Raw genomic sequence first — 26168 nt, forward strand, 5'->3', positions numbered from 1 at the left:
GAATAGGAGAGCATCAATGGCTCGTGTAAAACGTGGAGTAATTGCCCACGCTCGTCATAAAAAAATCTTAAAGCAAGCAAAAGGTTACTATGGGGCTCGTTCACGTATTTATAGAGTTGCTTGTCAAGCAGTAATTAAAGCTGGTCAATATGCTTATCGTGATAGAAGACAACGAAAACGACAATTTCGTCAATTGTGGATTTCGCGTATTAATGCTGCTGTTCGTCAAAGTAAAATATCTTATAGTAATTTTATTTTTGGTTTAAAAAAAGCGTCGATTAATATTGATCGAAAAATATTATCTGATATTGCTGTATCTGATGTATTTTCATTTAATGCATTAGTAAAAAAAGCAAAAGAAGCTTTACTGTAAATATTAAATTTTAACATATAAGAGGGGGAAATTCATCTCCCCTCGATATTTAAATATTAAAAATATTTAATAGAAATTTTTTGTTATATTTCAATTTTTGGCTTATTAGCCAAAATAAAAATAAGCTTCCTTTATGGGAGCTTTTTATTATGTTGAATAAATACTTTTAAAATATTAATAAAATAAAAAAAGCACATAAAATGTTAAATTTAAATCAATTGTTTGAAAATATTAAAACAGATCTAAAAAATTCAAAAAAAATAGAAGAATTAGATGAAATTCGTATTAAATACTTAGGTAAAAAAGGCATTTTCACTTCTTATATAAAAAACTTAAAAAATTTTTCTTTTGAAGAAAAAAAGAAATACAGCATTATTATAAATAAAAAAAAACAAGAGATCATTAGCCTAATTCATCAAAAAAAACAAAAATTAACTGAACTTATTTTAGAAAAACGTATTAAAGAAGAAACTATTGATGTTTCTTTACCTGGACGTCGTACTGAATATGGTAGTTTACATCCTATAACACATACTATTAATTACATAAAAAATTTTTTTTTAATGTTAGGTTTTCAATCAGTAAATGGTCTTGAAATAGAAGATGAATATCATAACTTTGATGCTTTAAACATTTCTAAAAATCATCCTGCTCGAGATAGTCATGATACTTTCTGGTTCAATGATAATCGATTATTAAGAACTCAAACTTCAAGTATGCAAATTCGTATTATGAAAAAAGAAAAACCTCCAATTAGATTTATTTTTCCTGGTAAAGTGTATCGAAATGATTACGATACTACACATACACCTATGTTTCATCAAATTGAAGGTTTAATAGTTGATGAGAATATTAATTTTTCTAATTTAAAATGGATTATATATAAATTTTTATATCATTTTTTTGGAAAAAAGGTTTCTATTAAATTTCGTCCATCATATTTTCCTTTTACTGTTCTTTCTGCAGAAGTAGATATTATTAATAATAATGGAAAACCTTTAGAAATATTAGGATGTGGAATGGTACATCCTGAGGTTTTAAAAAATGTTAATATTGATTCAAAAAGATATTCTGCTTGTGCTTTTGGAATAGGTATTGAAAGAATTATAATGTTACGCTATGGAATATCTGATATTCGATATTTTTTTGAAAACGATATGAGATTTTTAAATCAATTTAAATATAATTAGCGAGATAAAATGAAATTTAGTGAAAAATGGTTACGCGAATGGATAGATCCAAAAGTTAATAGTAATACTTTACATGAACAAATTTCTAGTGCTGGTATTGAAGTAGAAGATATCGAGAATTTTGAATCTAAATTTAATGGTGTTGTAGTTGGTCAAATTATTCAATGTTTTTTTCATTCTCAATCTCAAAATTTAAAAATATTAAAAGTAGATATAGGCAAAAAAAAATTATTAAACATTGTCTGTGGAGCATCTAATTGTTTTAATGGTATGAAAGTTGCAGTAGCTACTATTGGTGCTACTTTACCAAAAAATATTAAAATTAATCAAAGAGTTTTAAAAGGAGAATTATCTGAAGGGATGTTATGTTCTTTTTTTGAATTAGGTATTTTTGTTAATGATAATAAAATTATTGAATTTCCTCAAGAAACATTGATAGGTACTAATGTTAATGATTATTTATCATTAAATGATAATATTATTAAAGTTTCTGTCACGTCAAATCGTCCAGATGGTTTAAGTCTTTTAGGTTTATCTCGGAATATAGCAGCTATAAATAATTTAAAAATTTCACCTTTAATATATAAATCAGCTCCTGTAGTTATTCAAGAAAAAATTGATATTAATGTTCATGCTAAAAAAAAATGTATAAATTTTTTAGGAAGAATTATAAAAGATATTAATATAAATGTTGAAACTCCTTTTTGGATGAAAAAAAAATTGTTTTTTTCTGATGTTTTATCAGAAAATATTATAACAAATATTATTAATTATGTATTAATTGAAGTTGGACAACCATTAAATGCATTAAATTCAGATAATATTAATGGTTCTATTATAGTTCGTATGGCAAAAGATAAAGAGAATATATTTTTAAATAATAATATAAAGATAAGTTTAAATGAAAATATATTAGTTTTTTCTGATACTAATAAAATATTATCTCTTCCTGGAAACATTAATTCTAATATTGTTGATGTAAATAAAAATACTAAAAATATTTTTTTAAGTTCATTTTTAATTGATAGAAAATCTATTTCTTATATTATTAAAAAAATGAATTTTAATAAAGTATTAGAATATTATAATTATGGTATTGATCCATCTCTTCAAAATTATGCTATTGAATATGCAACTGATTTAATTATCAAAATATGTGGAGGTATGTCTGGTCCAATTATTGGTGAAAAAAATAATTTAGATATATATAAAAAAAATACGATAAGATTGTATCATCAAAAATTAAATAAAATAATAGGTTTTTTTATTGATATAATCACTATTTCAAACATTTTGTATAGTCTTGATTATCAGTTGAATTTTCAAAAAAATTTCTGGGATGTTATTCCTCCTAGTTGGCGATTTGATATACTAATCGAGGAAGATGTAATTAGTGATATACTACGAATATATGGATACAATAATATTAGCTTAACTCCATTAAAAGAATTTTTAAATTATAGGAAAGAAAATACATTAATAGATTCTTTATTAAAAAAATCTGCCATCATATTAATTAATCAAGGTTATTATGAAGTTATAAATTATGGTTTTGTTGATCCTAAAATACAAAGTTTAATTTTTCCGAATAAAAAAACTTTATTACTATCCAATCCTATTTCTCAAGATATGTCATGTATGCGTTTATCTTTGTGGCCTGGTTTACTTAAAAATATTTCTTATAATAAAAATCGTCAGCAGCAAAGTATCCGTATTTTTGAAAGTGGACTTTGTTTTTCAGTAGATAAAACAGAAAAACTTGGTGTTAAACAAGAAATTTTTTTAGCAGCAGCAATCAGTGGTAATTATATTAAAGAAAATTGGTATCATAAAATCAGAAAAATGGATTTTTATGATTTAAAAGGTGATTTAGAATCTATATTAGAATTATTATGTAAATTAAATCATATAGAGTTTCGACATGAAATAATATCTGGATTACATCCAAAACAAAGTGCTTCTATATATTTTAAAAATCATTTAATTGGTAGTATTGGTGCAATTGATCCAAGATTAGAAAAAAAATTAAATGTAAATAGTGCTACATTTTTATTTGAAATATCATTAAATAATTTTTTAGACATTGAACCATTTAAAATTAGAGAGATTTCAAAATTTCCTACTATTCGACGTGATATTGCAATATTAATATCAGAAGATATTGTAGTTAATAATGTGATTAAGAAATGTAAACAATTTTTTATTAATCAAAAAGTAGAAATTAATCTATTTGATATCTACTTTTGTAAAGAATTTCATAATAAGAAAAAAAGTTTAGGTATTAGTTTTATTTTTCAAAATGAACAAAGAACTTTAAAAGATGATGAAATTAATTTAATGATTAATGATTGCATAGGAGTATTAGAAGAAAAATTTCAAGCTGTTTTAAGGAAATAAACCTATGGTGCTTACAAAAGCGGAAATTTCAGAAAATTTATTTGAGAAATTACAGTTAACTAAAAAAGATTCAAAAAAATTTGTAGAATTTTTTTTTGAAGAAGTTAAAAAATCTTTGGAAAAAGGAGAAGATGTTAAATTATCTGGATTTGGAAATTTTCAAATCAAGAATAAAAAAGCTCGTCCCGGTAGAAATCCTAGAACAGGAGAAATTTTTCTTATAACAGCTAGACGAGTAGTTACTTTTAAAGCTAGTCAAAAACTTAAAAATAAAATTGATAATTATTTAATAAAAAAAAAATAATGATATTTAATATTATTAGAATAATTTTTTATTTTTTAAAAGAAGTAATATATAAAAATTTCTGATTTTTATTTTGATTTAATAAAATGACTTATATCTTTTAATTTTCATTTTGTTAGTCATACATGTCGTTTAATGATTGTTTTTCTTGAGATAATAGAATTTTATCTCATAAGCGTTTTTTAATATTATTCATGCAATCAACCCTGGTGATTTAATTGTTTTAAATAATACTAAAGTTATTTCTACTCGTTTTTTTTAGATATAAAGATAACGCTAGAAAAGTTAAATTTATAGTCGAGAAGATATTAGATGTTAATAAGATATTAGCCAGGATTAAAAATCCTAAAAAATTAATGTTAGAATTAATATTCTACTTGGATATAAAAAATAAATGAAAAGTTTATTTATTAACTATAAAAACTCTTTTTAAAAATTTTTTTATAGTAAAATCTATTCAGAGATTAACTTTATTAATGGCATTGGAGCAATACCTTTGCCGCCTTATATTAAAAAATTATAAAGAAAATTAGATTTTTATATCAAACTGTATATAAAAAAATAGGTTCTGTTACTGTACCTACTACTGAATTAGATTTTGATTTACCTTTATTGGAAAATTATATAATAAAGGTATAGATATAGATTGTATAATTCTTCATATAGGTTTTAGTGCATTTTAACTAATTAAAATAGTTAAAACTGAAAGAATATTATGCATTCTGAATGAGTTAAAGTTTTTTCTTTAATAATTCAAAATATTAAATTTTGTAAAAAAGTGTGGTCGTGTTATTTTAGTAGGCACTATTATACTTTGTACTTTATAAAATTTTTAGTGTTTACTTGTATAGAGAAAAACTAAAAATTTTATTAGCGATACGAATATTTTTATATATCCTGGTTATAAGGATAATATTGTTAATTCATTGATTATTAATTTTGATTTTTATGAATTAAAATTTATTATGTTAGTTTCTTTTTTTTAGGATATAAAAATAAAATGAATCCTTATTGTTAAGTAATAATAAACAATTATGATTATTTTTACTTATAATGAAGTTATATATAACTCATAATAAATTAGGTCTATATAAAATTTTTATTATGTTATATATTCAAATAAAAATTTTTTAAAAAATATATTATAAGGATTATAGAAAAAATAAATTTTCAAGTTTTATATCAAGATAGAAATTTTAGAATAGTGAATTTAATTTTAATAGAACAATAATAGAAAAAACTTATTTTTATTACAGTAAATATTTATGATACTGTAAGAAGTATTAGTACAGAAGAGATTAAAAAAAATAGGAGTAAAATTATTTTAGCAAATTCATTTCGTTTATATTTTAGATTTAGACATGAGATAATAAAATTAGATAAAAGTTTTACATAATTTTATGAATTAGTCAGGACCTATTCTTACTGAATCTAAGGATTTCAAATTTTTAATCTTTCACAATTTTATAAATTTAATAATGAAGGAGTTCTTTTCCAAAATAATATCAATAGAAAAAAATATTTTTAATTATTTAAATTTCTATGAAAAATCAATTAGATTTAGATTTAAATATTTTTATAATTTTTTACGAATCTATTGCATATAATCAAGGTTAAGAAAAAATAAAAAATGCAATAAAAAGATAATTAAATTAAGTAAAATAATTGTTTTGTATTTTGATTAATATAAAAATAAAAATTTATTATTTGGTATTACTTATAAAGTAATATATTCATATTTATATGATATGTCTCTAAAATAAACAATAAAAATAAATTTTGATAGATATACATTAATTAGTTTAGCTATTAGAGAAACAAAAAAAGAAATGTATAGATTATTAGATCATATTTATTTTTAAATACCAGAAAATAAATCTCGATATTCAATAGGATTAGGTAATCTAGAAGATTTGATAAAAAGAATTAATCGAGATATAGATTTTTTTGATTATTTATACTTAATTAAAATTCTAGAAATAGATATCTATGTTTTATAAAGGATATAATTAAAATTAGTCATAAAAAATATAAAGAAAATTTATCTTGTTTAGATAGTACTTGGACCTGTTATACTTATCAATATTATACTCGTTCTTTATTTACATCATTTATATTCTTGTAATAAAATACTAAGAGCTCATTTTAAATATAATATATAATTTATATTATTATCAGAAATTAATGTCGAATATAAGACATTCATAAAAAAAATAAAAAATTTAATCAATTTTATTAAATTTTTATGAATAAAAATAAAATTAATTTTCAAAAAAATCATTTTAAGGGAAAACATATGAGTTTTTTTATTCAAAACGCCAATGCTACAGTAAATAAAATATCAGAAAGTGGAAATTCATATTCTTTAATATTTATGGTTATAATCTTTTTATTAGTTTTTTATTTTATGCTTTTTCGTCCCCAACAAAAGAAAGATAAAGAACACAAAAATCTTATGAATTCTCTTGTTCAAGGAGATGAAGTCATTACAACCAGTGGTTTATTAGGACGAATAAAAAAAATTACAAAAAATGGATATATTTTACTTCAATTAAATGATACAACTGAAGTATTTATAAAACAAGATTTTATAGCATCATCATTACCTAAGGGTACTTTAAAATCTTTATAATTTTTTTTTATATATTTAATATAAATAAGAAAAATCTACTATTGAAAAAAAAATTTCTTTTAAAGTATTTAATAAAATTAGTCGATTTAAACGTATTTGAGAATTAGAATCGTGTATTCTAACTTTTTCAAAAAAATTAGATATAGGTTTTTCAAGATTTTTGATTTCGATTAAAATATCTTTATATTTTTTTTCTAAAAATAAATTTCTTGTATTAACATTAAAGTTTTTTATTTGATTAAATAATATAATTTCTTCTACTTCAGTCATTAGTTTTATATTAATGAGTCCAGTAATTTTTTTATTTTCGTTTTCTAAAATATTAGATATTCTTTTAATAGATAATATTATTGATTTTGAACTTTCTAGTTTTTGAAAAAAAGATATAGCTTTTATTTTTTCATGAACGTCTATTAGTTGTGTTGATTTATATGATAATACTGATTTGATAATTTTTATATTATATCCTGTTTCTTCATACCAATGAAATAGTCTTTTTATTATAAATTCAAGAATTTTATTGAATAAAATCAAATTATTAACATTTTTTTCATCGTATAGATGAAGACTTTTATTGATTAAATCTTTTAAATCTAATGGTATTTTCTTTTCTATAATAATACGTATTATTCCTATAGCTAATCGTCTTAATGCAAATGGATCTTTATCTGAACTTGGGATGTTTCCAACATAAAACATCCCTGATAAAGTATCCATTTTATCAGCAATGGATAGTGCGCAACCTATAGAAGTATATGGTATTTTATCTCCTGAAAAAATTGGTAGATATTGTTCTTTAAGAGCAATAGCAACATCTTTTTTTTCTTTATCTTCTAACGAATAGTACATACCTATCGTTCCTTTTAGTTCTGGAAATTCGGATACTACATGAGTTACAAGATCACATTTAGAGAGAAGTGCAGCTCTGATTGAATCTTGTATATTACTGCAATTGTATTTAGCAATCCATTGTATAAGTAGTGTAAGACGCAAGGTTTTTTCATATAATGAACCAAGTTTATTTTTAAATAATACTTTTTTCAAAGATAAAAGATGATTTTCTAATTTTATCATCCTGTCATTTTTTAAAAAAAATTCAGCATCAGAAAGTCGTGCATGCATTACTTTTTGATTTCCAATGATAATTTTTTGTGGTTCTTTTGAATTAATATTAGAGACAAAGATAAAGTATGGAAGAAGTTCTTTTTTAAAATTATATATTGGGAAACATTTTTGTTGTTTTTCTATAGTGTGCACTAGTATTTTTTGAGGTATTTTAAGAAATTTTTTTTCAAAATTAGCTAAAAGTGCTGTAGGTGATTCTACCAAAGAGGTTACTTCTTCAATCAATAGATCATTATTTTTTATAAAACCGTTAATTTTTTGTGCAATTTCTTTAATGTTTTTTATGATTGTTTTTTTACGAATTATATGATCCGCAATAATATTTTGTTTTTGAAAAAGAACTTTTGGATAATCTCTAGCATCTTGAATTTCTATTTGATTTTCTTTTAAAGAAAGATGATTTTGAAGAAGATTATTAGAAGCAATATTAAATATTTTCCCTTCAATAATTTGATTGTCTAATAGAATTACTATATTACGAATAGGACGAAAAAATTTTTGATTATTTTCTTCCCAACGCATACATTTTTTTATTGAAATATTTTTCAGCGCTGATTCAGTCATTTTAGGAATTAGTAGTTCAATTTTTTCTTGTTTTTTTCTTGTTTGATATAACAACCATTCACCTTTTTTATTTTTTAAACGAGTAGTTTGATTAATATTAATTCCACAATGGTTTAACCAACGCATAGCTGATTGTGTTAAACATCTATTTTTGTCATAAGAATTGATTATTGATGGACCTCTTTTTGTTATTTCTATAAATTTATCTGTTATATCAATATCTATTATTTTTAATGCTAATCTTCTTGGAGTAGAAAAATATTGGATTTTTTTATATTTAATATTATAATAATTCAACTCCTTAATAAAATTTTCATAAAAATATAAAGATATTTTAAAAAGCAATCTAGCTGGTAGTTCTTCAGTTCCTATTTCAATTAATAATGTTTTTTTTATCATTTTTTTCTCTTTTTTTATAACATAATGGAAATCCTAATTTTTCTCTTAAATTTAAATATTTTTTTGCTATTTGAGCAGTTAATTTTCGAATGCGTAAAATATAACTTTGACGTTCGGTGGAAGATATAGCCTTTCTTGCATCTAATAAATTAAATATATGATTGGCTTGTAATATTTTTTCATATGATACTAATAATAATGGTTTTTTTAAATTTATTAGTTTTGTTGCTTCTAGTTCATATTGCATAAAGCAACTAAATAAAAAGTTAATATCAGAATAGTAGAAATTATATTGTGACTGTTCTATTTCATTTTGTTGAAAAATATTACCATAAGTTATTTTTTTATTATTATGTATATTCCAAACAAGATCATATAAATTTGATTTATTTTGCATATGCATAGCAATTCTTTCCAAACCATACGTTATTTCTACAGTTACAGGATTACATTCTAATCCACCTACTTGTTGAAAATAAGTAAATTGAGTAATTTCCATTCCATTCAACCAAATTTCCCAACCAATGCCCCAAGCACCTAGTGTAGGATTTTCCCAGTTATCTTCTACAAAACGTATATCATTTGTTTTTTCATCTATATTTAATAAATTTAATGAATTTAAATAGAGATTTTGAATATCATCTCGAGGAGGTTTTATAATAACTTGAAATTGATAGTAATGTTGCAAACGATTAGGATTTTCTCCATATCTTCCATCAGTAGGACGACGACAAGATTGTACATATGCAGCATTAATTGGTTCTGGTCCAATAGTACCTAAAAAAGTGATATTATGAAATGTTCCGGCTCCTATTGGTAGATCTAATGGTTGAAAAACAGTGCATCCTTGTTGCAACCAATATTTTTGCAAAATTGTAATTAAATTATAAAAATTATTATGGTAATTTTTCATTGCACATCCAGAAAAGATAATAAAGATATATTATATATTTTTATAATAATTCTTTTTTAAAAGAACATAATCATATAAAGAAAAAAATAATTATTGATTGCTAAACATATTATAATTTTCTTAAAAAATTTATTAAAATTATATTTTTAAATAATTTTATTTAATTTATTCTAATAGAATAATTGTAATTAGAAATATAATTTTATATTGAAAAAATTTAATAGTGATAATATACATTAATATATTAATCAATTAAATTATAATTTTTATTAGAAATAAAAATATTTTAATTATTAAACATTTTTTATTTAAAATGGTAGCTTTGTGATAAGTATAGTAGTATCGTTAATTTTCATTATACAACTGATTTAAATGTGATAAAAATTTTTCTAATAATCTTTTTATTTAAAATTATGAAATAATGAATTAAATATATTCGATTTATTTTTATTGATTAAAAGATGCTTTCTCAGTATTATATTGTTTTTAATATAAAAAAATTATATTTATATTAAAAATAAAAATAAATTTTATGAATAATATATTTCCATTATATTATTATTTTTATTTTTTTAAAATATATTTAAACATATTAAATAAAAATTATTTTTACAGGAAATAGATAAAAAATGAACTATATTGGTGCACATTTTAGTTCTGCTGGTGGTTTAGAAAAAACAGTTTTACGTGCTGTTCAAATCAAAGCAACAGCTTTTTCTTTTTTTACTAGAAATCAACGCCAATGGTTTTCTCGTCCATTACTTCAAAAAGAAATAGATGATTTTAAAGAGTTGTGTATTAAATATACATTCACACCTCAACAAATTTTACCTCATAGTAGTTATTTAATTAATTTAGGTCATCCTATCGATGATTTATTAAAAAAATCTAGAGCTTCTTTTATTAATGAAATGATGCGTTGTAGCCAACTCGGTTTAATATTTTTAAATTTTCATCCAGGTAGTCATTTAAATAGAATTAGTGAAAATTCTTGCTTATTACGAATTTCTGATTCTATTAATATAGCTTTAGAAAAAACTAAAAATGTAATTGCAGTTATAGAGAATACAGCAGGACAAGGAACTAATGTAGGATATTGTTTTGAACATTTGTCTGAAATTATTAAAAATGTTGATGATAAATCTAGAGTTGGAGTATGTATTGACACATGTCATTTATTTGCATCAGGGTATGATTTACGTACTGAGCAAGATTGTGAAAATGCATTTGAAACATTTAATAACTTAATAGGATTGAAATATTTAAAAGGGATTCACTTAAATGATTCTAAAAGAAAACTTAATAGTCGTATTGATCGTCACGAAAGTTTAGGATTAGGTGAAATAGGAAAATTAGCTTTTCGATGGATTATAAGAAACAAAAAATTTTATAACATTCCAATGATTTTAGAAACAGTTAATTCTGCGATATGGGAAGAAGAAATTTTTTGGTTAAGATCACAAAAAAAATTTAATTAATAAAATTATTATACTAATAAGAGGTTTAAATATGTTGACGCTTCAAGTAGAAACAAGAAAAGAAAAAGGTAAAAGCTTTAGTAGAAGATTACGTATTAACAACAAATTTCCGGGAATTTTGTATGGAGTTGATAAAACTGAAATTTTACTTATATTAGACCATAATTCTGTTTTTAATTTGCAAAAAAAAGTAGAATTTTATACAGAAAATTTTTTCTTGCTTATTAAAGATATAAAATATAAAGTTAAAGTACAGGCTATTCAACGACATTCCTTTAAATCAAAATTATTACATATTGATTTTTTATATGTTTCTTAAATACATGAAACAAGGACTAATATTATTAGTTTTATTTGTTTTTTAAAATTATAATTTTTATAACTTATTATTTTAATATATTCCTAATAATATCGCAGAAAAAATTTTTCTAAAAATAAACATTGTAGGATGAAATTGTATAGCAATTAAGCTTGAAAAGCCAGATAACATAGTTAAAATTGCTAACCATCCAATTTTTTTCTTATTGAAAAAAAAATCAGTGTTATTATTTTTATGATTTTTTCTCATTTTCCACCATTTTGATGTTAACCAAATACCTAGCCATATTAAAATTGAAATAATTAATAAAAACCACTTGAAATAACTATTTTGAGAATTTTGAGGTATTTTAATAGCGATTCCTGCAACTATACCAGGAAAGAAATATACTGGAGGCCATAATATACATCCAATAATACTAGGAAAAATAAATTTTTTTAATGGTAGTTTTAACATCCCAGAAACCATTGGTATTAAAGGTCTGATTGGTCCTATAAAACGTCCAATTATAATAGTAATCATGCTATGTTTATGCAATACAGATTTAGTTTTATCGAGTAATTTTTGATTTTTTTTTAAAAAATTAAAATTATAAAGCCAATTTTTAAAATACAAGCCGATATAATATGAAATCCAATCGCCTAATAAACATCCGATTGTTCCAGATATCCAAGCAGGATAAAATAATAATCTTCCATCACCTATGAATGTGCCTAATGTAGTCATTAAAATAATACCAGGAAGTAATAAGCCTACTAAAGCAAGAGATTCTAAAAAAGAAATAATACCAACTACTAAGAGAGCGTATGTGACAGATTGTGTTATAAAAGATGTTAACCAAGATTCCATAAATTCTCATTATTTAAATTTTTTTATATTAAAACTAAATTGTTTATAAAATATTTTATACTTTATATTTTTTTTAAAATAACCTCAAGAAAATATTGTAAATTTTTTTAAACATTTTGAAATTAAAATAATAAAAAAATATTTCTTATTATATAAATAATAAAAAAATATTTTAGTACAAAAAAACTTACTCATAAAAAGAAGAATTGTAATGAAAGTATGTATTTTAGTAATTTTTTATATTTTTACTGGTATTTTCTATGTTTTTGCTAAAGATATTAACGTAGATAATATTACAGCTATTGTTAATGATCAAATTATATTAAGTAGCGATGTAAATAATCTTCTTTTTTTTCTAAAAAAAGAAGGTAAAAATTTTCGAACTCCTTTAAGAAGTAATTTTTTAAAAGAAAAAGCAATTCAAAAATTAATTGTAGATTCTTTAATATTACAAGAAGCAAATAGAATGAATATTAGAGTTACTCCAGAACAGATTGATGTTGTAATTAAAAATATTGCTCGTAAAAAAAATATTAGTTTTGATAAGTTAAAAAATTATATTTTACTTCATAATCTTAATAATAATTATATAAAGAATATTGAAAAATTATTAAAAATTAAGATAATGCAAGATTATGAACTTCATAAACGTATTCATGTTCCAGAACAAGAAGTTAATTTTATTTTTAACAAACTTGTAAAAAATAAAAAAAAATTTCAAAAGATAAATTTAAGCTACATTTTATTGCCTTCTTTAAAAAAAGATTCTAATGATACTATGAGAAATAGAAAAAAAATAGCAGAAGATATCGTAAATAAACTTGAAAAAGGTTATGATTTTGAAAAACTACTTATAGATTGTAAAAAAGATAAATCTATTTTTTTAATAAAAAAAATGTTTTGGATGCATTATTCAGATATAAAAAAAAATTTTTCTGAAACTTTAAATATTTTTAAAAAAGGACAGATTTTAGGGCCTTTATTAGGAGATAAGGGGTTTTATATTTTAAGAGTTAATGATATTTATAACAATAAAGAAAATATTAAAACCGAATTTTACATGCAGCACTGTTTAATAAAGCCTACGATTATTTTAACAGATCAAGAATCGAAAAAGAATATTTTTAAAATATATAAAAATATCAAAAAAGGAATTTATAGTTTTGATGATGCAGTTAAAAATTTATCTCATGATTCCTATTCATCTAATAAAAAAGGTAATTTAGGATGGATTTCAAAAGAGTTATTTAATTTCAATTTTGATAAAAATTTTTTTTATTTAAAAAATAACCAAATAAGTAAGCCTATTAAATCTAATTTTGGATGGCATATTTTTAAAGTATTAGATAAACGTCAAGTAGATTATTTTTATAACTTGAAAAAAAAACAAGCTTATAATATTTTATTCAATAAAAGAATAATGCTAGAAAAGAATAATTGGATAGAAGAACTTAAAAATACTGCTTATATAAAAATTATAAGATCATAAATATATTTTCTTCGATAAAATTTAAACATTAAATAATTAATTATAAATTTATGATTATAAAACATTCTCAAAGACATATTCCCCTAAAAAGATATGGACAAAATTTTCTTGTCAATAAAAATACTATTCAAGATATTGTTAAAATAATTAACCCGAATATAAAACAAATATTAGTAGAAATTGGACCAGGATTAGGTGCATTAACGAAATCAATGTGTCAATTTTTAGAAAAATTAATTGTTATTGAAGTAGATCCTAATTTATTACTTTTATTAAAAAAACGTTCATTTTATTCAAAATTAATAGTCTTTTGCCAAGATGCTCTACGTTTTAATTTTATAGATTTATTTCATAAAAAAAATCAATTAATTCGTATTTTTGGAAACTTACCATATAATATCTCTACATCTTTAATTATTTTATTATTTAAACAAATTCAAGTTATTCAAGATATGAATTTTATGTTGCAAAAAGAAGTTGCTGAGAGACTAATTTCGATTCCTGGAAATAAATCTTATGGTCGTTTAAGCATTATATCTCAATATTATTGTAATATTAAAATATTATTAAATGTTATACCTGAAGACTTTAGACCTATTCCGAAAGTTCATTCTGTTTTTATTAATTTAACTCCTCATACCAATTCTCCTTATTTTGTTCATGATATAAATATTTTAAGTTATATTACGAAAAATGCTTTTCAGAACAGAAGAAAAATTTTGCGTCATAGTTTAAAAAATTTTTTTTCTAAAAAAGAATTGCTTCAATTAGAAATTAATCCAAATTTACGAGCTGAAAATATTTCTATTTTTCAGTATTGTCAATTATCTAATTATTTATATAAAAAATTAAATACTACTTTAAAAACAAACTAAATTAATTTTTTTATATTTATTAAAAAGGCAATATAATACATGAGTACTTATTTTTTAAGTGATATACACGGTTGTTATAAAGAATTTAGAATGCTTTTAGAAAAATCAGATTTTGATGATAAAAAAGATTATTTATGGATTGCAGGTGATTTAGTATCTAGAGGTCCTGATTCTCTTAATGTTGTAAGATATCTTTATTCATTAAAAAATAGAGTAAAAATAGTACTAGGCAATCATGATATAAATTTAATTGCAGTATATTCTGGTATAAAAGAAAATAAAAAAGAAAATTATTTTAATGAATTTCTTTCTTCATCAGATAGATTTGAATTGATAAATTGGCTTCGTTGTCAATCTCTTTTAAAAGTTGATGAAAAACGTAAAATTATTATGTCACATGCTGGAATTAGTCCACAATGGGATATTGATACAGCGAAAATTTGTGCATTAGAAATTGAGGATTTTTTATCTCATGAAAATTATTCTTTATTTCTAAAAGAGATGTATGATAATAATATAAATTTTTGGGAATTAAAATTGAATCAATTAGATAGATTACGATATGCTATAAATTCTTTTACAAGAATGAGATATTGTTATCCTGATTGTCGATTAAATATGTTTCATAAACAATCTCCTAATTTTGTCAAATATCCTTTACGACCATGGTTTTTAATGCCATCTAAGATTCCAAAAGTTTATTCTATTTTTTTTGGACACTGGTCTTCTTTAAAAGGCACTTATATACCTGAACCTTTTTTCTCATTAGATGGTGGTTGTTGTTGGGGAGAAGAATTAATTATGTTAAGATGGGAAGACAAAAAGTGGTTTTCACAGCCTTTTTTATTAAAATAGTTTATATAAACTATTTATGTTAGAAAATTTTTATTTTATCTTGACAAAATTTCAAAAGTATAATTGTATTGGTTTAATTTATTTTTAATATTTTTTTTTTGAAATAATACCTTCCAAGATGAATATAATTTATATTGAGGAAAATAAGAATCACCAATAATATCAGTATCTATGTGAGTCAAATATAATTTATTAGCATAAAATAACATTTTTTTATATATTTTAGCTCCTCCAATAACCATAATTTCTTTATTATACTGTGCAGAAATAATTGCATTAGATATTGAGTTCACCCAAATTACACCTTCTTCTTTAATTTCATTACTACTAATTACTATATTTGTACGCATTGGTAAAGGTTTTTTAATAGATTCCCAAGTTAAACGGCCCATAATTATGTTTTTATTGATAGTTCGTTTTTTAAACCATTTTAAATCTTCTGGAACATGCCAAGGAATTTTATTCTTGTTTCCAATAACTAAGTTATTAGATATAGCTGCAATCAAACTTATATTCATGTAAAAAATATAACCTTTATATTAATTATAAATATGTTTCACAACATATTTATAAATATTTACTAAATTATAGTGTAAGTGAATTATTTTTTCTTGTAAAATAATTTTATTTTTTTATGCATCTCTTGTAGAGACTTAATATTTTTTATTGGGTTTTCATTTAACGCCATAACAGTTGCAAAAGCTCCATTAACTGTTGTATCATAGTGTACTTTATATTGAAGAGCACTACGACATATTAATTTTGAATCTTTTATCCCTTGATGAGAAGATGTAGTATTAACAATATAAGAATATTCTCCATTTTTTAAACGATCTTGTATATGAGGACGTCCTTCATGTACTTTATTTACTAGTCTAGATGAAATTCCAGATTTTCTTAAAGCTATAGACGTGCCCTTAGTTGCATCTATTTTAAATCCTATTTTTTTCAACTTAACAGCTAAATTTACAATATTATTTTTATCATCATCTCTTACTGAAAGAAGAATACGACCTGATTTTTTCATATTTGTATGAGCACCTAACATAGCTTTAGAAAAAGCTTCTGAAAAATTTTTTCCCATTCCCATTACTTCTCCTGTAGAACGCATTTCTGGACCTAGTATAGGATCAACACCTTGAAATTTGTCAAATGGAAGAACGGCTTCTTTTACTGAGAAATATGGCGGAATTATTTCTTTAATAAAACCTTGTTCTAATAATGTTTTTCCATACATTACTCGAGCAGAAATTTTTGCTAATGCAAGACCTGTTGCTTTTGAAATAAATGGAACTGTTCGTGCTGCTCTTGGATTTACTTCAATAATATAGATTATATTTCTTTTGATAGCAAATTGTACATTCATTAACCCTTTTACAGATAATTCAAAAGCTAATTTTGTTACTTGTTTTCTAATTTCATTTTGTACTTTATTAGTTAAAGTATAAACTGGTAATGAGCATGCAGAATCACCGGAATGAACTCCAGCTTGTTCGATATGTTCCATGATGCCTCCAATTAAAACTGTTTTTCCATCACAGACAGCATCTACATCTACTTCTGTTGCATAATTTAAATATTGATCTAATAAAATAGGAGTAGTATTATTTTCTTTCAATACTGTTTTAAAATAATTTTTTAAACCGTATTGTTCATAAACAATTTCCATTGCTCTACCACCTAAAACATAAGATGGTCGTACCATTATTGGATAGCCAATTATTTCAGCTTGTTTATAAGCTTCATCTAAAGTTAAGACAGTTGCATTTAAAGGCTGTTGTAATTTTAATTTAGTAACAATTTTTTGAAAACGATCGCGATCTTCTGCTTTATCAATAGAATCCGGACTTGTACCTATTATAGGAACACCTTCTTTTTCAAATTCACGTGCTAATTTTAATGGAGTTTGTCCTCCATATTGAATAATAATACCTCTAGGTTTTTCTATTCTAACTATTTCTAAAACGTTTTCTAATGTAATTGGTTCAAAGTATAGTCTATCTGAAATATCATAATCAGTAGATACGGTTTCTGGATTACAGTTAATCATAATTGCTTCAAAACCGTCTTCTCGTAAAGCTTGAGCAGCATGTACGCAGCAATAATCAAACTCTATACCTTGTCCTATTCTATTAGGGCCACCACCTAATATAATAATTTTTTTGTTATTTTTATTTGGATACGATTCGCATTCATCTTCCCATGTTGAATACATATATGCTGTTTCAGTTGAAAATTCAGCTGAACATGTATCAATTCTTTTATAAACAGGATGTAAATTTAGCTTATAACGTAGTTCTCTTATTTGACTTTCATTTTTCTGAGTTAATATTGCAATGCGTTGATCAGAAAAACCTTTTCTTTTAATTAAATAAAAGAAATCATATTTTAATCCAAGAAATCCGTTTTTTATAATTTTGTTCTCTAATTGAATAATTTCTTCAATTTGAACAAGAAACCATGGATCAATTGATGTTAAATTAAATACATCATTTACAGACATACCAGATCGAAATGCATCACCTATATACCAAATACGTTCAGAACCAGCATCTTTTAATTCACGTCTAATTTTAATTAAATATTCTGGATCAAGATGAGATATTTTAGAATCAAAACCACTGACACCTAATTCTAAACCACGAATAGCTTTTTGTATAGATTCTTGGAAAGTACGACCAATTGCCATTACTTCTCCAACAGATTTCATTTGTGTAGTTAGTCTATCATCACATCCCGGAAATTTTTCAAAATTAAATCTAGGAATTTTAGTTACTATATAATCTATTGATGGTTCAAATGATGCAGTAGTATTCATTCCTGTTATGTCATTTGTAAGTTCGTCTAGTGTATATCCAATAGCTAATTTAGCTGCAATTTTTGCAATAGGAAATCCTGTAGCTTTTGATGCTAGAGCAGAAGAACGAGAAACTCTAGGATTCATTTCAATAACAATCATTCGACCATTTTTTGGATTAATTGCAAATTGCACATTAGAACCACCTGTTTCTACACCTATTTCTCGTAAAATTGCCATAGATGCATTTCTCATAACTTGATATTCTTTATCAGTAAGAGTTTGTGCGGGTGCTACAGTAATTGAATCACCTGTATGAATACCCATAGGATCTAAATTTTCGATGGAACAAACGATGATACAATTATCATTTCTATCTCGTACGACTTCCATTTCATACTCTTTCCAACCAATAAGTGATTCGTCAATTAGAAGTTCTGTATTAGGAGATAATTTAAGTCCTCTTTCGCATATTTTTTCAAATTCTTCATGGTTATAAGCAATACCTCCTCCATGTCCGCCCATAGTAAAAGAAGGACGAATAATACAGGGAAAACCTACATCATTTAGAACTAAAAATGCTTCTTGAATATTATGTGCAATACCACATTTTGCAGTTTCTAAATTTAATTTTTTCATTGAATGTTCAAATAATTTTCTATTTTCAGCTTTTTTTATTGCATTAACTGTTGCGCCTATTATTTTAACACCATGTGTCTTTAAAACTCCTTTTTGATCTAATTTTAAAGCACAGTTTAAAGCTGTTTGACCTCCCATAGTAGGAAGCAGTGCATCTGGTTTTTCTTTTTGAATAATTTTTTCTACTATTTTCCAATGAATTGGTTCAATATATGTAGAATCAGCCATACAAGGATCTGTCATAATAGTTGCAGGATTAGAATTTACAAGAATTATTTTATATCCTTCTTCTTTTAAAGCTTTACAAGCTTGTGCGCCTGAATAGTCGAATTCACATGCTTGTCCAATTACTATTGGACCTGCACCAAGAATTAAAATTGATTTTATATCAGTAGATTTAGGCATTTTTTTTCCCTAATTAATTACTGAGTTTTATTTTTTTGGTGAATAATTAATTTAATGAAGTGATCAAATAAAGATGAGGCGTCATGTGGTCCAGGGCTTGCTTCCGGGTGACCTTGAAAACTAAAAGCTAATTTATTAGTTAAAGATAGTCCTTGTAATGTGCCATCAAAAAGAGAACTATGTGTGATTTCTATATTTTGTGGCATATTTTTAGTATCTACAGTAAAACTATGATTTTGAGATGTAATAATAACTCGGTTATTTTTAATATCTTTAACAGGATGATTAGCTCCATGATGACCAAATTTCATTTTTATAATTTTGGCTCCACTTGCTAAGGCAAGTAACTGATGTCCTAAGCATATTCCAAAAATAGGAATGTTGGTTTTTAAAAAATGTTTAATAGCATGAATGGCATAATGACATGGTCTAGGATCTCCTGGTCCATTAGATAAAAAGATTCCATCAGGGTATAAATTTAACGCTATTTTTGGATCAGTTGTAGCTGGAACAACAGTTAAATAGCATCCTCTATCTACAAGCATACGCAGTATATTTCTTTTAACTCCAAAGTCATATACAACAACATGAAATAAAAATTTTTGTTTTTTAATAGAAATAGTATTTTTTTTATCAAAAGTAAAACTACCTTGTTTCCAATTATAAATAGATCTAGTAGATACTTCTTTTGCTAAATCTAAACCTTGTAAACTGAAGAATTTTTTAGCTTTTTTATACGCTATAGTATAATTTTGTTTTTTATCTTCTATAATACATCCATTTTGTGAACCTTTTGTACGTAAAATACGTGTTAATTTTCTTGTATCAATATCAGATATTGCAACAATATTATTTTCTTTTAAATAAGAAGATAAATTTTTTTGATTGCGGTAATTACTTGAAATTATTGATAAATCACGGATAATAAGACCCTTTAAATAAATTTTAGATGATTCTTCATCATGAGAATTTGTTCCAACATTGCCAATATGGGGATGTGTTAATGTCACAATTTGATGTGAATAAGAAGGATCAGTAATTATTTCTTGGTAACCAGTTATTGATGTATTAAAAACAACTTCTCCTACGGTTACTCCTTTAGCTCCAATAGCTCGTCCATGAAATTTAGTTCCATCTTCTAAAACCAGTACTGCTAATTGGCTCAAAACATCCTCCATTTAAAAGACACTTTTTTAATGTGTGAATTTTTATTACTATTGTACTAATTGCGTTTTATTTTAACTAAAATTAATATTTTTGTCTATTATCATGATAAAAATTTATATTTATTTAAAAAAAATATATTGAAATTAATATTTCATAGATTTAATTATAATTATATATTTAGATTTAATTATAATTATATATTATCGAATTTAAATTTAATAAATAATCTTAATAAGATAATTTATACTTGTTTATGATTAAAATAATAGTACATCTTGTATATCAAATAGACCCGTATTTTTTTTATTAATCCATAAAGCTGATTGTATAGCACCTTTAGCAAAAGATTCTCTATTAAATGCAGTATGAGTAATTTTAATTTCTTCACTAGAACTAGAAAACATAACAGTATGTTTTCCAATAATATTACCTGCACGTACAATAGAAAATCCAATTTTATTTTTTTCTCTGATTCCAGTTGTTCCTTTTTTATGATATATAGAACTTTTATTTAAATCCCAATTCATTATTTTTGATATACTTTCTCCTATTGATAAAGCTGTACCTGAAGGAGCATCGATTTTATTACGATGATGATATTCAATAATATCAATATCAGAATTTTCTCCTATAATTTTAGTAGTGTTTTTAATTAATTTTAATAATAAGTTAATTCCTATACTAAAATTAGATGATAAAATTATAGCAATTTTTTGAGAGTATGATTTAATAATATTAATTTCTTCTTTTGAAAATCCAGTAGTACCAATAATAATATTTTTTTTGTATTGATTACAATATTCTAAATACTCTAATGTGCTACTTGGTTTAGTAAAATCAATTAAAACATCAAAATCATTTTTTTTTATATTTAATGTATCGCTAATAGAAACATTTATTTTGCCTATTCCAAGGATTTCACCGATATCTTTTCCAACTAGTGGATTATTCTTTTGAACTAATGCTGCTGTTAAATATGCATATTCATTTTTTTTTATTTCTTTAATTAACATTTGACCCATACGACCCATAGGACCAGTAATTGCAATACGAGTTTTTTTATTCATTGTTCTTATCCATATTATCTAATATTGTTTTTATTTTTAATATTTTTTTAGGAATTTTAAAAACCTTTTTTTCTCTAATACCTATCATCTCTATTGGTTTATTAGCACCTATTTTTTGTAAATATTGAACTACTTCTGTGACTAATATTTCTGGTGCAGAGGCACCAGCTGTAATACCAATATAATTGATATTTTTAAACCATTTTTTTTTGATATCAACAAAAGAGTCAATAAGTTTTGTAACTGTACCAGTTTCTTTTCCTAGTTCTACAAGACGATTAGAATTAGAAGAATTTTTTGATCCTATTACAAGTATTATATCAACTATTTTAGATAATTTACGCACTGCCATTTGACGATTAGTTGTGGCATAGCATATATCTTCTTTATTAGGACCAGAAATTTTAGGAAATTTATTTTTTAAAGTAGTAATAATATTTTTTGTATTTGTAATAGATAAAGTCGTTTGTGTAACAAAATTTAATTTTTGATCATTTTTGACAGATAAATTATTTATGTCTTCTATAGATTCAATAAGATATATTTTCCCCTTTTTATTATTATATTGTCCTATTGTACCTTCTACCTCAGGATGACCTTTATGACCAATAAGAATTGTTTCTATTCCTTTTTTACTGGATTTTGATACTTCTATATGTACCTTTTCTACTAATGGACAAGTGGCATTTAATATAATTAATTTTTTTTTTATAGATTCCTGTACAACTTTTTTGGATACACCATGTGCAGAAAAAACAATTATTGAATAATCTGGAATTTCTGAAATTTCTTCAATAAAAACAACCCCTTGTTGACGAAATTCATTAATAACATGTTGGTTATGTACTAGCTCATGTTTAATATAAATTGTTTTTTTATAAATTTTTAATGCATTTTTAACTATTAAAATTGCTCTTTTAACGCCTGCGCAAAAACCTCGTGGGTTAGTTAATATAATATTCACTTGGTTATCTCCAGAATATGTATGTTAATATTGATTGAATATTATATGAACTATTTAATTTTTTAAATTTAATAATTTATTCGTATAAGTATTATAATTCCAAGGAAAATACTAAAATCAGCTATATTAAATGTAGCAAAATGCCAATCATCGATATGTACATCAATAAAATCTATCACACATCCATAAGTCATTCGATCTATTAGATTTCCTATTGCACCTCCAAGAATAAAAGAATAAGCAGTTATTTTTTTTATTTCTTTTTTTCTTGATTTTATAATGATTCTTATTATTACTAGTATAGTAAAAATGCTAATAATTAATAAAAACCATATTTGCCATCCTTTTTGATCAGATAAAAAACTAAATGCTGCACCGTAATTATGTATATGAAAGATATTTAATATTGGAAAAATTTTTTTTATTTCATATATTTTAGTATTTTTGATAATCCAATATTTACTAAATCTGTCTAGAAAAAGAACAAAAATTATTATAATTATATAAATCCAGTTTTTTGATTTTTTAAAATATTTATTTTTCATTATATGAATATGCGTTTTTCACCTTTTCCTATTGTATTTAAAATACAACGATTACAAATATTGCTATTTTTTATATCATGTGTAGAAAAATTAAAATAATGCCAACATCTTGGACATTTTTCCCCTTTAATTTTTTCTAAAGAAATTTTTAAATAAGGAATATTTTTGCTTTTTTTAATATTTTTAGGAGCTGTATCATATAATTTTATTTTTATATCAGATGTTAAAAAAATAAATTTTATCTCTTTTCCTAATACTTTGAGCGTATTGAATAATTCAGGTAAAATGTATAAAGTAATAGAAGCTTCAAGTGAATTATTAATAGTTTTATTTTTTATTTCTTCTTCTAAAAATTTATTTATTTCGTTTTTAATCGTAATTATTTCATTCCAAAATTGATGATTAAATAAGTTATCTTGATCTAAATAAAATAATTTGTCAAACCACTCTTCCAGAAATACATATTGAGATTTTTTTCCTGGTAAATAGCTCCATATCTCGTCAGCAGTAAAAGATAATATTGGTGCTATCCATCTTACAAGTGCATTAATTATATAATACATAGCTGTTTGAGAACTGCGTCTTTCTTGACTATTATATTTTAATGTATATTGTCTATCTTTTATAATATCAAGGTAAAAAGAGCCCATTTCTATAGAACAAAAATACATTAAACGTTGTACTACTGCATGAAAATTATAATTTTTATAGAACTCAATAATTTCTTCTTGAACTATTTTACTTTGTCCGATAGCCCATTTATCTAAAAAAACCATATTATCTTTAGATACTAGATCTTTTTTAGGGTCAAAATCACTAATATTTGCTAATATAAAACGTGCTGTATTTCTAATTCTTCTATATATATCTGATGAATTTTTTAATATTTCATTAGAAATCGAAATGTCGTTAGTATAATTCGAAGAAGCAACCCATAACCTTAAAATATCAGCTCCTAATGTATTAACTATTTTGTTGGGACTAATAGTATTACCTATAGACTTAGACATTTTTTGTCCTTTTCCATCTACAACAAATCCATGAGTTAACACTTCAGAATACGGTGCTTTTTCAGTAATTAAAGTAGATATTATCAATGAAGACATAAACCAACCTCTATGTTGATCTGATCCTTCTAAATACATATCTGCATTTTTTTTAGCATACTTTTTATTATGATATTCTATTGAAGTATGTGTATTTCCTGATTCAAACCATACATCTAATATATCTAAAACTTTTTTATATAATTGATATTTTTTACCTAGGATTTTCCTTATATCGCTATTCCACCATACTTGTATTCCTTCTAATTCTACTTTTTTTGCTATCTTTTCCATTAAAAAAACAGTATCAGGATGCATTTCTCCTGTTTTCTTGTTTATAAAAATTGACATTGGCACACCCCATTTTCTTTGTCTTGAAATGCACCAATCAGGTCTGTTTTGCATTAGATCACTAATTCTTAATTTGCCCCATTCAGGTATCCAATGAACTTTTTTTATTTCTGTTAATAATTTGCAACGTAATTGATTTTTATTTATATTGATAAACCACTGTGGAGTAGCTCTATATATAACTGGACTTTTATGTCTCCAACAATGTGGATAACTATGTATTAAATATTTATGATGAAATAATGTGTTATTTTCAATTAATAGTTCTATAATAATTGAATTAGCTTCAAAAATATTTATACGATCTAATTTGGGATGTATCTTAGAAATATAATTGCCTTTAAAATCTACTAAGTTACTTGTTTTAATATTGTATTTTTGACTAATAATATAATCATCTATTCCATGATCTGGTGATGTATGAACAGCTCCTGTACCTGATTCAAGAGTTACGTGTTTTCCTAAAATTATAGGTAAATGAATATTTTTTAAAAATGGATGAAAAAATGTTATTTTCTCTAGTAATTTTCCTTCAATCGAATTTATTTCTGTCCATTTTTTGATCTTTAATATATTTAATACATTGTTAACTAATTCTTTTGCTATAATTAAATTATATTTTTCAGTTTCTATTAATTGGTATTGAAAATCTGGATGTATCGAAATAGCTTTACTAGATGGAAGAGTCCACGGTGTTGTTGTCCAAATAAGTAGATATATTGCTTTTTCGTTGAAAATTTGAAAATTAAATAATCTTTCTATAATTGACGTATTTTGACATTTAAATCCAACTATAATTGAATCTGATTTTTTTTTAGAGTATTCAATTTCTGCTTCAGATAATGATGATGAACATTTAAGACACCAATGTATAGGTTTAAAATCTTGATATAAATATTTTTTTTTAATAATTTTAGATAAAGTTCTTATAATGTTTGCTTCATTTTTAAAGTTCATTGTAAGATGAGAATGTTCCCAATTACCTATCACTCCTAATCTAATAAAATCTTTTTTTTGCTTTTCTACTTGATCTTGTGCATATTCTCTACATTTTTTTTGAAATTCTGAAGTAGTTATATTTTTCTGATCTGATTTAATTTTTTCTTCAACTTTTTGTTCAATTGGTAATCCATGACAGTCCCAAGATGGAATATAAGGCGCATCAAAACCTGACATATTTTTAGATTTTATAATAATATCTTTTAAAATTTTATTTACTGCGTGTCCAATATGAATGTTTCCGTTAGCATATGGGGGACCATCATGAAGAAAGAATATTTTTTTTTCTTTATTTTTTTTTCTAATTAATTTATATAAATTATTTTTATACCAATCTTTTAATATTTTTGGTTCTTTTTGCGAAAGATTTCCTCGCATAGAAAAGTTTGTTTTAGGTAAGTTTAAAGTTTTTTTATAATCAGCCAT

General features: G+C 23.6%; 21 protein-coding genes. 11 read left to right on the plus strand and 10 right to left on the minus strand.

From position 1 onward, the window contains the following. Positions 1–16 precede the first annotated feature (16 nt). From rplT to yajC, 6 genes are all read left to right on the plus strand, one after another. Complete coding sequence (rplT, locus tag D9V61_RS00640; protein WP_158339327.1) at positions 17–373, plus strand: 50S ribosomal protein L20; 357 nt, start codon at positions 17–19, stop codon at positions 371–373. A gap of 200 nt (positions 374–573) precedes the next feature. Beyond that, on the plus strand, positions 574–1563 hold the full coding sequence (gene pheS / locus D9V61_RS00645; RefSeq protein ID WP_158339328.1) for a phenylalanine--tRNA ligase subunit alpha: 990 nt from the start codon (positions 574–576) through the stop codon (positions 1561–1563). A 9-nt stretch (positions 1564–1572) separates the two neighbouring features. Next, positions 1573–3960, plus strand: coding sequence for a phenylalanine--tRNA ligase subunit beta (gene pheT / locus D9V61_RS00650; RefSeq protein WP_158339329.1), 2388 nt, complete (start codon positions 1573–1575; stop codon positions 3958–3960). 4 nt (positions 3961–3964) lie between these two features. Continuing rightward, positions 3965–4264, plus strand: a complete 300-nt coding sequence (locus tag D9V61_RS00655; protein ID WP_158339330.1) for an integration host factor subunit alpha — start codon at positions 3965–3967, stop codon at positions 4262–4264. Positions 4265–5178: 914 nt separating this feature from the next. Then, a complete protein-coding gene (locus D9V61_RS03165) occupies positions 5179–5250 on the plus strand; it encodes a hypothetical protein (RefSeq protein WP_261979469.1) in 72 nt (23 codons plus the stop codon). Between the two features lie 1310 nt (positions 5251–6560). Then, on the plus strand, positions 6561–6896 hold the full coding sequence (gene yajC, locus D9V61_RS00670; RefSeq protein WP_158339331.1) for a preprotein translocase subunit YajC: 336 nt from the start codon (positions 6561–6563) through the stop codon (positions 6894–6896). A gap of 15 nt (positions 6897–6911) precedes the next feature. On the opposite strand, the gene glyS is transcribed toward yajC, so the two are convergent. Beyond that, entirely contained in the window at positions 6912–8984 is a 2073-nt protein-coding gene (gene glyS, locus D9V61_RS00675) for a glycine--tRNA ligase subunit beta (RefSeq protein ID WP_158339332.1), read from the minus strand. Beyond that, positions 8959–9897, minus strand: coding sequence for a glycine--tRNA ligase subunit alpha (gene glyQ / locus D9V61_RS00680; protein WP_158339333.1), 939 nt, complete (start codon positions 9895–9897; stop codon positions 8959–8961). The genes glyS and glyQ overlap by 26 nt, the downstream gene beginning before the upstream one ends. 629 nt (positions 9898–10526) lie before the next feature. Between glyQ and nfo the strand changes: the two genes are divergently transcribed. Together nfo and rplY are read left to right on the plus strand one after the other, a co-directional pair. After that, positions 10527–11375, plus strand: coding sequence for a deoxyribonuclease IV (gene nfo / locus D9V61_RS00685; protein WP_158339334.1), 849 nt, complete (start codon positions 10527–10529; stop codon positions 11373–11375). Between the two features lie 31 nt (positions 11376–11406). Beyond that, positions 11407–11694, plus strand: a complete 288-nt coding sequence (gene rplY / locus D9V61_RS00690) for a 50S ribosomal protein L25 (protein WP_158339335.1) — start codon at positions 11407–11409, stop codon at positions 11692–11694. A gap of 72 nt (positions 11695–11766) precedes the next feature. Here rplY and D9V61_RS00695 read toward each other — a convergent pair whose 3' ends face one another. Continuing rightward, positions 11767–12543 carry a DedA family protein gene (locus D9V61_RS00695; RefSeq protein ID WP_158339336.1) on the minus strand — a complete coding sequence of 259 codons (777 nt, stop codon included), beginning with the start codon at positions 12541–12543 and terminating at the stop codon, positions 11767–11769. Positions 12544–12754: 211 nt separating this feature from the next. Between D9V61_RS00695 and D9V61_RS00700 the strand changes: the two genes are divergently transcribed. Genes D9V61_RS00700 through apaH form a run of 3 tightly spaced genes read left to right on the plus strand, consistent with a single transcriptional unit; the run spans position 12755 to position 15762 of the window. Continuing rightward, the gene (locus tag D9V61_RS00700) at positions 12755–14032 is read left to right on the plus strand and encodes a peptidylprolyl isomerase (RefSeq protein ID WP_158339337.1); all 1278 of its coding nucleotides are present in this window, start codon (positions 12755–12757) and stop codon (positions 14030–14032) included. A gap of 50 nt (positions 14033–14082) precedes the next feature. After that, the gene (gene rsmA, locus D9V61_RS00705) at positions 14083–14907 is read left to right on the plus strand and encodes a 16S rRNA (adenine(1518)-N(6)/adenine(1519)-N(6))-dimethyltransferase RsmA (RefSeq protein WP_261979462.1); all 825 of its coding nucleotides are present in this window, start codon (positions 14083–14085) and stop codon (positions 14905–14907) included. Between the two features lie 39 nt (positions 14908–14946). Continuing rightward, a complete protein-coding gene (apaH, locus tag D9V61_RS00710) occupies positions 14947–15762 on the plus strand; it encodes a bis(5'-nucleosyl)-tetraphosphatase (symmetrical) ApaH (protein WP_158339338.1) in 816 nt (271 codons plus the stop codon). Positions 15763–15797: 35 nt separating this feature from the next. Here the strand turns inward: apaH and folA are convergent, their stop codons facing one another. The 7 genes from folA to ileS all read right to left on the minus strand — a co-directional run bounded on the left by folA (position 15798) and on the right by ileS (position 26168). Continuing rightward, complete coding sequence (folA, locus tag D9V61_RS00715) at positions 15798–16280, minus strand: type 3 dihydrofolate reductase (protein ID WP_158339339.1); 483 nt, start codon at positions 16278–16280, stop codon at positions 15798–15800. A gap of 83 nt (positions 16281–16363) precedes the next feature. Continuing rightward, on the minus strand, positions 16364–19603 hold the full coding sequence (carB, locus tag D9V61_RS00720; protein ID WP_158339340.1) for a carbamoyl-phosphate synthase large subunit: 3240 nt from the start codon (positions 19601–19603) through the stop codon (positions 16364–16366). A 17-nt stretch (positions 19604–19620) separates the two neighbouring features. Next, entirely contained in the window at positions 19621–20769 is a 1149-nt protein-coding gene (carA, locus tag D9V61_RS00725; protein WP_410049991.1) for a glutamine-hydrolyzing carbamoyl-phosphate synthase small subunit, read from the minus strand. 258 nt (positions 20770–21027) lie between these two features. Then, a complete protein-coding gene (gene dapB / locus D9V61_RS00730) occupies positions 21028–21837 on the minus strand; it encodes a 4-hydroxy-tetrahydrodipicolinate reductase (protein WP_158339342.1) in 810 nt (269 codons plus the stop codon). Next, positions 21830–22801, minus strand: a complete 972-nt coding sequence (gene ispH, locus D9V61_RS00735) for a 4-hydroxy-3-methylbut-2-enyl diphosphate reductase (protein ID WP_158339343.1) — start codon at positions 22799–22801, stop codon at positions 21830–21832. Before ispH ends, dapB begins: the two co-directional genes overlap by 8 nt. Positions 22802–22869: 68 nt before the next feature. Continuing rightward, positions 22870–23346, minus strand: coding sequence for a signal peptidase II (lspA, locus tag D9V61_RS00740; protein WP_158339344.1), 477 nt, complete (start codon positions 23344–23346; stop codon positions 22870–22872). Beyond that, the gene (ileS, locus tag D9V61_RS00745; protein ID WP_158339345.1) at positions 23346–26168 is read right to left on the minus strand and encodes an isoleucine--tRNA ligase; all 2823 of its coding nucleotides are present in this window, start codon (positions 26166–26168) and stop codon (positions 23346–23348) included. Before ileS ends, lspA begins: the two co-directional genes overlap by 1 nt.

The sequence above is a fragment of the Buchnera aphidicola (Acyrthosiphon lactucae) genome, from assembly GCF_005083565.1.
GTDB lineage: Bacteria > Pseudomonadota > Gammaproteobacteria > Enterobacterales > Enterobacteriaceae > Buchnera > Buchnera aphidicola_AH.